Raw genomic sequence first — 7,088 nt, 5'->3', positions numbered from 1 at the left:
CCTGTGGGAGCGGGCTTGCTCGCGAAGGCGCCGGGTCAGCCAACATCATCGTTGAATGACACACCGCCTTCGCGAGCAAGCCCACTCCCACAGAGGTTTTGCGGTGTATCAGAGGTCGACTTTGTGTCTGGCGGCGTACAGGCAGAGCATTTCCATGGCCAGGGTCGCCGCCGCCAGCGACGTCACGTCCGCATGGTCATAGGCCGGCGCCACTTCCACCACATCCATGCCCACAAGGTTGATCCCGCGCAAACCACCGAGAATTTCCAGCGCCTGCACCGTGCTCAATCCGCCGCACACCGGAGTGCCGGTGCCGGGTGCGAAGGCCGGGTCGAGGCAGTCGATGTCGAAGGTCAGGTACACCGGGTTGTCGCCGACCCGCGCACGAATCGCCTCGACAATCGCCTCGCAGCCCCGCCGATGCACCTGACGCGCGTCGAGCACGGCAAAGCCCTGATGATCGTCATTGGTGGTGCGCAAGCCGATCTGCACCGAGCGCGCCGGATCCACCAGCCCTTCTTTGGCAGCGTGCCAGAACATGGTGCCGTGATCGACACGCTTGCCCCCCTCGTCCGGCCAGGTGTCGCTGTGCGCGTCGAAGTGGATCAGCGACAGCGCGCCGTGTTTGCGTGCATGGGCCTTGAGCAGCGGATACGTGATGAAGTGGTCGCCGCCAAAGGTCAGCATCGCACTGCCGGCATCGAGAATTCGCTCGGCGTGAGCCTCGATGCTTTCAGGGATGGTGTGCGGCGAGCCGTAATCGAAATCGCAGTCGCCGTAGTCGATCACCGCCAGATGATCGAACGGATCGAACGCCCACGGCCAGTGCCTTTCCCAGGCGATACCAGTGGACGCTGCGCGAATTCCCCGTGGCCCGAAACGGGCGCCCGGGCGGTTGCTGGTGGCGGTGTCGAACGGCACGCCGCTGACTGCTACGTCAACGCCGCGCAAGTCACGGCTGTAGCGGCGACGCATGAAACTGGTGATCCCGGCGTAGGTACTTTCGGCGCAAGTGCCGTACAGGCTGTCGCGGGTCATGGCTTGGTCGTTGAGCATCGGCACGTCCATTGGTGTGCTCCTCTTGTTATTGATGGCTACGGAAAGTGGTCCACAGGCGCGTGCGCTGACGCATGTCCTTGAGGCTCATGCTGCGGTCGGCGTACAAACGGTCGCGCACTTCGGCGGGCGGGTAAATGTCCGGGTCGTTACGCACCGCCTCGTCCACCAGCGGCGTCGCGGCCTGATTGGCGGTGGCGAAAAACAGCGTGTTGGTCAGCTCGGCGACCGACTCGGGGCGCAGCATGAACTCGATGAAGGCGCGCGCCGCTTGCGGATTCGGCGCGTCCTTGGGAATGGCCAGGTTGTCCTGCCAGATCAACGTCCCTTCGCGCGGTATCCGGTAGGCGACTTCGTACGGTTTGTTGGCCTTGTGCGCCTGATCGGCAGCCATGCTCACGTCGCCGTTGTAGGTCAGCGCCAGACAGACGTTGCCACTGGCCAGATCGTTGATCTGCCGCCCGGTGGCGACGTACAGCACCGACGGCTGGAGTTTCTGCAACAAGGCTTCGGCGGAGGACAGATCAGTCTTGTCGGTGCTATAGGGATCCTTGCCGAGATAGTGCAGCGCCAGACCGATGACTTCCTGCGGCGAATCGAGCACGGCAATCCCGCAGTCCTTGAGCTTGCTCGCGTACTCAGGCTTGAACAGCAGATCGAGGCTGTTGAGCGGCACGTCCGGCAAGCGCTTCTGCACCGCCTCGACGTTCAGCCCAAGCCCGAGCGTGCCCCAGGTGTAAGGCACGGCGTAGCGATTGCCAGGGTCGACTGCCGTGAGTTTTTCCAGCAGATCGGCATCGAGGTTGGCGTAACCCTTGAGGCTATCATGGGGGATTTCCTTCAGCGCGCCCGCCGCCAAGCCACGGGCCAGAACGCTGGACGACGGCACCACCACGTCATAGCCGCTGCCACCGGTCAGCAGCTTGGTTTCCATTACCTCGGAAGTATCGAAGGTGTCGTAGCGCACGTGAATGCCGGTCTCCTGCTCGAAGCGCTGCAGGGTTTGCGCCGGCACGTAATCGGCCCAGCTATAGAGGTTGAGGGTCTTGTCCTCGGCCTGGGCATTGAGGGCCACGGACAACAACAGCGCGGGAAAACACAGCTTGAACACGGGAGCCATGACGAACACCTGACCGGAGGAAGTGGTGGCAGGATGCGCCGTCGGATACATTGCAAAAATATCAAGTTTGTTAACCTGACTTTACCCCGGAGTAATGTAATGCTCGGTCAGCTTCACGACGTCGATTTGCAGTTGCTGCGCCTGTTTGTGCGGGTCGTGGAATGTGGTGGCTTCAGCGCGGCGCAAGGTGAACTGGGCCTGAGCCAATCGAGCATCAGCCAACAAATGGCCAAGCTGGAAACCCGCCTCGGCTATCGCCTGTGCAGTCGCGGCAAGGGCGGTTTCCGCGTCACCCCCAAGGGCGAGCAGTTGCTGATCGCGATCCGCACGCTGTTCGAATCCATCGAAACCTTCCGCCATCAATCCAACGGCGTCGCCGGGCGGCTGATCGGTGAGGTGCGCCTGGGTTTGTCGGAAGCGGTCGATCAATCGGTGCTACTACGGGTCGCGGATGCGATCCGGCGCTTTCGCGAGCGCGATGAGTCGGTGCGCATCGAGTTGATCAGCGCCATGCCCGGGGAAATGGAGCGTCTGTTGCTGCAACAACGGCTGGACCTGGCCATTGGTTATTTCTCGCAGGTGCAGAGCGCTTTCGATTACCGCGAACTGTTCACGGAGACTCAACATCTGTATTGCGCGCAGGGCCATCCGCTGTTCACGGTGGATGAGCCGGATGATGCGGCGCTGCAGGCCTGCGATCGGGTTGATCATCCCTACCGGTTCATGCGCACGGGCGAACCGTTCCCGGACAAGCGCTTTTCCGCGCGCTCGGAACAGGTCGAAGGCACCCTCGCCTTCATTCTTTCCGGCAAGCACGTCGATTATCTGCCCGATCACTACGCGCGTGTCTGGGAGGACAAGGGCTTGCTGCGCGCGCTACGGCCCGGAGCGTTGAGTTTCGAGGTGGCGTTTCATCTGGCCCGGCATCGGGCACAGGTGCCAGGGGATGCGCAGAAGGCGTTTGAGGAGGATTTGCTCAGTGCCTTTACCCTGGCGACTTCTGCCGGCAAGTAACTTTGTGGTGAGGGGATTTATCCCCGATGGGTCGCGAAGCGGCCCGGCTCTTTGGCATCTAGTCACTGGGCCTGCTACGCAGTCCATCGGGGATAAGTCCCCTCACCACAGAAACAGAAACAAGTTCAAACCCCGTATTTCTTGACCTTTCAGGCAATTTTTTTGCTCGTTGCCCTCGCCGCCCTCTTCCGGCATCCTGCGCCTCCATTTTCTGACCCGGCCCCGCCTCACGGCGCGCAAAACACCATGACCGCCTCTGAAAAAGTCCCGCGCAACAACGATCTGATTTACGGCCTCAACGACCGTCCGCACCTGACCGCCACGGTGTTCGCTGCGCTGCAACACGTGCTGGCCAGCTTCGTCGGCATCATCACCCCGACCCTGATCATGGGCGGCGCCCTGGGCCTGCAAAGTGAAATTCCGTACCTGATCAGCATGGCGCTGTTCGTCTCCGGCCTGGGCACTTTCGTCCAGGCGCGGCGTTTCGGCCCGGTCGGTTCCGGTTTGCTATGCCTGCAAGGCACCAGTTTTTCTTTTATCAGCGTGATCCTCAGCGCCGGTTTCATGGTCAAGGCCCGGGGCGGCGGCACCGATGAGATCCTCTCGACAATCTTTGGCGTGTGCTTTTTCGCCGCGTTCATCGAAGTGGTGCTGAGCCAGTTCATCGGCAAACTGCGGATGCTGATCACCCCGGTGGTCACAGGCACCATCATCACCCTGATGGGCCTGTCGCTGATCAAAGTGGCAATGACCGACATCGCCGGTGGCTTTGGTGCTGCCGATCTCGGCGCGCTCAGCCATGTGTTCCTGGCGGCACTGGTGCTGGGCACCATCGTTGTGCTGAACCGGGTCGATGTGCCGTTTCTGCGCCTGGGCGCCATCGTCATCGGCCTGACCCTCGGCTACGTGGTCGCGTGGCTGATGGGCACGGTGGATTTCGCCACCCTGCCCGAGGTGCCGCTGGTCAGCGTACCGGTGCCGTTCAAATACGGCTTCAACTTCGACTGGGTGGCGTTTGTGCCGGTGGCGGTGATCTTCCTGGTCTCGCCACTGGAAGCGGCCGGTGACCTGACCGCCAACTCGATGATCTCCCGGCAACCGGTCAAAGGCCCGCTGTACATCCGTCGAATCAAGTCCGGTCTGCTCGCCGACGGCCTCAACTCGGCCATGGCGGCAGTGTTCAACAGCATGCCGATGGTGACGTTTGCGCAGAACAACGGCGTGATCCAGCTGACCGGCGTTGCCAGCCGTTACGTGGCATTCTTCATTGCCGGCCTGCTGGTGCTGCTCGGCCTGTTCCCAATGATCGGCGCGGTGCTGCAACTGATGCCAAAACCGGTGCTCGGCGGTGCTGAGCTGGTGATGTTCGGCACCGTGGCCGTGGCCGGGATCAAGATCCTGGCCGAGGCCGGCCTGCATCGCCGCAACATGCTGATCGTGGCGATTTCCATCGGCATGGGCCTGGGCATTGCGGCCGTGCCGGAAGTATTGCGCGAATTGCCGCACGCCCTGCGCAACATCTTCGAATCGCCGATCACCGTCGGTGCGTTGTGCGCTATCGTGCTGAATATCTTCCTGCCGGAAGAGTTCATGGAGCTTGAGGAGGACGATTTCGATCCGGAAGCGTCGATTCTGCAGGTCATGGAAAACCCCGATCTGCCGGCCAAGGCTGAACCTGCAAGCGCAGCGGCGGTCGCACAGTTGAACCGCTGACGCTGCGCCTTGAAAAAAGGGCTGAGCCGGCGACGGTTCAGCCTTTTTTTTTGTTGAGAGACTGTTTATGCGCGTCCACGCCGTCATCCTGTCCCTGCTGTTGTTGTCCCTGAGCGCCTGCGCGCTGTTCCCCAACCGTGACCCGGTGAACATCAACGTGGTTGGCCTCGAACCGTTGCCAAGCCAGGATCTGGAAGTGCGCTTCGCCATCAAGTTGCGGGTGCAGAACCCCAATGAAACCGCCATCGACTACACCGGCATCGCCCTCGACCTTGAGGTCAACGGCCATCCTTTGGCGTCGGGCGTGAGCGATCAGATCGGCTCGATCCCGCGTTTCTCGGAAACCGTGGTCAGTGTACCGGTCAGCGTTTCCGCGTTCTCGGTACTGCGCCAGACGCTGGGCCTGAGCCAGACACAAACCCTCGACAACCTGCCCTACGTGCTGCGCGGCAAACTGGCCGGCGGCTTGTTCGGCACCCTGCGTTTTGTTGACAGTGGCAAGCTCAGCCTGCCGAGAGCGAGCAGCGCCACCTGGTGAAATTCAAGGCAATGACTTGACCGGGTCAATCACCTGGGTCACCCAGTGCTCCGAGCCTTCGACATGCCAGTTGACCCACAACCGGTCCTTGTCGCTCTTGCTCTTTTCATCCGGTTCGATGGCCAGCCAGTTGCGTGCAGCAATCAAGTACCGGCCACGGGCCCCGAGCGGCAGCATGGTGCCGGTAATTGCGTAGTCGATCTGCTCCTGGCCGGCGCCCAGGGTTTCGAGAAAATACACCGCCAGTGCCGGCGGCGAGGGATGCACGACGCCGGTCGAAATCAGTTGATAGATCGTGCCCGCGCCATCCACGCCATGTTGCGTCAGCTTCGACTCGATCACACACGCTCCGGCCACATGCACATCACCGGACAATAGAGTGACTTTGCACCGCTGCTGACTGGCGAAGTCGAGTAACCGCATGATCAGGCGTTTGCGCTCATCGCGGTGTGGCAGGCTGCGCCAGTGATCACGCAAATCATCTTCCAGTTCCTGCCGCCCCGGCACCAGATCCAGGGCCTTTTCGGCGGCCTGCAAGTCCAGGTAGCCCACCGGAATACTCGACATCACCAGCAAATGCCGATGGTGCTTGAGCTGGTCCAGCCAGTCATAGATGGCCGTCCAACTGACGGCAGAAATGATTCGGGTCTTCTGAAACACCGGTTTCGTCAGATCGGGCGCGCGCTCGCTGCGCAGATCCGGCACCAGCAATGCCAGATCGCCAAGACCGGTATAGCCCAGATGGAAGCCGTCGGCAGTGCCCGTAATCGCGCACGGGTGAACATCACTGGGGGCACCCTGGCTCGGAGCAGGCTGAGTCAATTGCTGTTGGAAGATCCTGAAGTAACGCTTGGCCGTGGCAAACAATCCCTGAAACACCGGACAGCTGTGCAACGCCTCATCGTAGGAGCCCCAGCCATCGATAATGTCGTGATCGTCCCACATCATGATGGTTGGGATCGCACTGAATATTCTGGCGACTTCCGGCTGTTTCCAGCGCTCTACATACAGCCGGCTGAAAAAGCTGTCGAGCTCGCTTTCGATGGTCTTGCTGTAGGCCGCCTTCTCGCGATCGGCAAAGGATTTGGCAAACCAGGCTTTCATCGAAGGGACAGTCAGGCGCATCTCATCGCTGTACAGCTGATCGCCTCCCATCAGCAGCAGGTGGTAGGGCTGATGCTGGTGTGCGCCCCACATGTCGTCCCAGCGTTCATTGTTGCGATCGACCTTCTCCATGTCCTTGGGATCAGAGAAACCGTTGCAGGAGACGTACGCCATGCGCGGCGACTGCCCCGTGGGCGGAACGACGAAATTGCACTCCAGACCACCGATCTTGACCGTATACGTCGCCGCGACCGCGCCTTGCCTGGCGCTGAAATCCACCCGCCACACCCGTTGTTTGGGGGCCAGCAGCGGGATATCCGCCAGGGCCAGCGGCCTGGACGCCTTGACACCGCTGGGTGGCGTTACACCGGGCTCCGGATCACCGAGGGGTTGAACCACCAAGGCAGAGAGTGAGTAGACGGTTTTATCAGTTCCGCGAAACTGCAGAATGGGTCCAAGTAGCACGCTCATGGTTCGTCCTGATCCGTTGCGAGGGTGGGAATCGTACGATCAGCCTAGTCGACAATCGCCATTTCGCCGCCC

The 7,088-nt window shown here is 61.3% G+C and carries 6 protein-coding genes; 3 read left to right on the top strand and 3 right to left on the bottom strand.

Annotated features, from left to right (window positions below):
- Positions 1–108: 108 nt before the first annotated feature.
- Both speB and PseAD21_RS07515 read right to left on the bottom strand, forming a co-directional pair.
- Positions 109–1,068 carry an agmatinase gene (speB, locus tag PseAD21_RS07520; protein WP_102355145.1) on the bottom strand — a complete coding sequence of 320 codons (960 nt, stop codon included), beginning with the start codon at positions 1,066–1,068 and terminating at the stop codon, positions 109–111.
- Between the two features lie 16 nt (positions 1,069–1,084).
- The gene (locus PseAD21_RS07515) at positions 1,085–2,176 is read right to left on the bottom strand and encodes a polyamine ABC transporter substrate-binding protein (RefSeq protein ID WP_102355189.1); all 1,092 of its coding nucleotides are present in this window, start codon (positions 2,174–2,176) and stop codon (positions 1,085–1,087) included.
- A gap of 99 nt (positions 2,177–2,275) precedes the next feature.
- Between PseAD21_RS07515 and PseAD21_RS07510 the strand changes: the two genes are divergently transcribed.
- From PseAD21_RS07510 to PseAD21_RS07500, 3 genes are all read left to right on the top strand, one after another.
- Positions 2,276–3,190, top strand: coding sequence for a LysR family transcriptional regulator (locus PseAD21_RS07510; RefSeq protein WP_102355144.1), 915 nt, complete (start codon positions 2,276–2,278; stop codon positions 3,188–3,190).
- 246 nt (positions 3,191–3,436) lie between these two features.
- Complete coding sequence (locus PseAD21_RS07505) at positions 3,437–4,903, top strand: nucleobase:cation symporter-2 family protein (protein ID WP_102355143.1); 1,467 nt, start codon at positions 3,437–3,439, stop codon at positions 4,901–4,903.
- Between the two features lie 67 nt (positions 4,904–4,970).
- On the top strand, positions 4,971–5,441 hold the full coding sequence (locus tag PseAD21_RS07500) for an LEA type 2 family protein (RefSeq protein ID WP_102355142.1): 471 nt from the start codon (positions 4,971–4,973) through the stop codon (positions 5,439–5,441).
- A gap of 3 nt (positions 5,442–5,444) precedes the next feature.
- Here PseAD21_RS07500 and PseAD21_RS07495 read toward each other — a convergent pair whose 3' ends face one another.
- Positions 5,445–7,016 (bottom strand): alkaline phosphatase D family protein, encoded by a 1,572-nt coding sequence (locus PseAD21_RS07495; RefSeq protein WP_102355141.1) that lies wholly within the window; start codon positions 7,014–7,016, stop codon positions 5,445–5,447.
- Between the last annotated feature and the right edge of the window lie 72 nt (positions 7,017–7,088).

It is taken from the genome of Pseudomonas sp. AD21 (assembly GCF_002878485.1).
Taxonomy (GTDB): Bacteria; Pseudomonadota; Gammaproteobacteria; order Pseudomonadales; family Pseudomonadaceae; genus Aquipseudomonas.
Note: the sequence above shows the minus strand (reverse complement) of the source record. Positions and strands in the feature narration are given on the sequence as shown.